Source organism: Carboxydocella sp. ULO1, assembly GCF_002049255.1.
In the GTDB taxonomy this organism is placed as follows: Bacteria; Bacillota.
In genome coordinates this window covers 1-1,828 of the sequence record NZ_BDLQ01000043.1, presented here as the reverse complement: position 1 = coordinate 1,828, position 1,828 = coordinate 1, and the positions used below count along the sequence as shown (strand labels likewise).

The following is a 1,828-nucleotide window of genomic DNA, read 5'->3' as shown; positions in this document are numbered from 1 at the left end:
CAGGGTGGATTTATCAGCCTAGAAGCAGCTGTGGATCTATTGAAGCAGTACGTGGAGACTATGCGAGATTACGTAACCGATGATCCAGAGCTGCCCGGCGAACGTGAACGCATTATAAAATCTTGGATAATGAGGCGACGGTTAGAGGATGGAGAAGGATTAGAACAGCAGGCAGAAGAAATTGAAAGGGAGCTCGAGAATGAATGAGCCGTGAGATAGAGGAAATCAAAGATGCTGCTGGTGAATACCGAAAATGGGCACTGGAAGCCAGGAAAAAGTATATCGAATTAAGGCTTAGGCAAGACCCCGAAATTCGGGGTCTTTATGTTCGGGCTGCGGACAGGGTGGCCAGAGAATTACGGAGGCTGGCCTTAAAAACGCCGTCCAGCTATATCCGTAAGCGGCAGCTTGAGGAACTGGAAGCCGCACTGAGAATGGAAGCAGAAAGACTTAGCGGAAATCTCACAAAGGTAATGGAAAATTATATCGAGGAAGCTGTTAACGCTGGGGCAGGCTATAGCCAGGCGGTTACGATGGATCTTTTTAAAAAGGCTGGTAGTATCTATCCCGGCCTTCAAACTTTATTTGCCACAGTGAACCGCCAGGCGGTGGAGGCATGCTGGGCTAGGACGAAGAATGGCTTATTTCTCTCAGACAGGATATGGGAGAAGTCCGAAAAGTTCCGGGCTACTATGCGGGACCTGATCCAGGAGGCCGTTGCCACTGGCCAGGATGCAATCAAAACTGCACGGATGCTTCAGCAGTACGTCCGGCAAGGTGCGCAGACGATAGCCCGGGATTATCCTAATATGACGGAGCGGATGAAAGGACGTGTACCGAAGGATATCTGCTATGAAGCTCTGCGCTTGGCCCGGACCGAAACAACAGCAGCTTTCGGGGAAGGAACATTGGCAGCAGCAAGAGTTAGCCCAAGTTATAAAGGGATGAAATACATTCTGAGCAAATCGCATCCGGTAACAGATATATGTGATTCAATCACAAATCAAGAGAACGGATTAGGACCTGGAGTTTATCCCCCAGGAGATGAACCGGTGTATCCATTTCATCCGCAATGCCTCTGCATTGCAATTCCGGTTCATGAGGATCCGGAGGTATTTGTAGAACGTTTAAAGCGGTGGCGGGATGATCCAAGTAGTGACCAGCAACTGGAAGAGTGGTATAATAAAATTTATAAAGGGAAAGGCAGCAAAAATAACAATGTGACCATTCAACGGCCTGCCTTTTTGAAGGTTGAGAAACATGACATAAATTATGACGATACAGAGGATAGAGCGCAGATAGAAAGGGATTTAACTTTAATACCCGACAAACATAGAGAGTTATTAAAGCGGGAAGGCATTTTAATACAGACTGGACATGAGGTCTCAAAATTTGACCGGCAAAATAAGATTATCATGGTTGGGAGGAAACCGGAGCTGGGGGAGATTGTCCATGAAGTAGGTCATGCGGTAGAAACTATATTGGATTTGTACCACAATAAAGAGTTTATTGACGTTCTTGAAGATGGCGTACCAGTTTTTGAGATTTCACCGCAAGTTGGGATTGACATTTTGGAAACTGAAGATTTTACAGAAAAAATTTATATTTTGAGACGTTCAGATATTAATAAGTTTATTTCTCCGTATCAGGCAAGAGTTTATCCTGAAGATATTGATGGAGAGGGATGGGTCATATTTAGTAAAAGTGTACCACAGTTCAATACAAAATGCCTTGGTGAATACTTTGCGGAAGGTTATAGAATATTCGCCTTACATCCCGAATTGCTTAAGAAAAAGGATAGGAAATTATTTGATTTTATAAAAAGGTT

1 protein-coding gene and 1 pseudogene are annotated in these 1,828 nt (G+C 44.5%); both read left to right on the top strand.

Annotated elements, in window-relative coordinates; all coding sequences use genetic code 11:
* A pseudogene (locus ULO1_RS15015) lies at nucleotides 1-207 on the top strand (phage portal protein); the annotation flags it as partial.
* Nucleotides 204-1,828 (top strand): hypothetical protein (locus ULO1_RS14945; protein WP_200806946.1); only part of this gene is annotated, 1,625 nt, incomplete at its 3' end. The pseudogene ULO1_RS15015 and the gene ULO1_RS14945, both read left to right, overlap by 4 nt.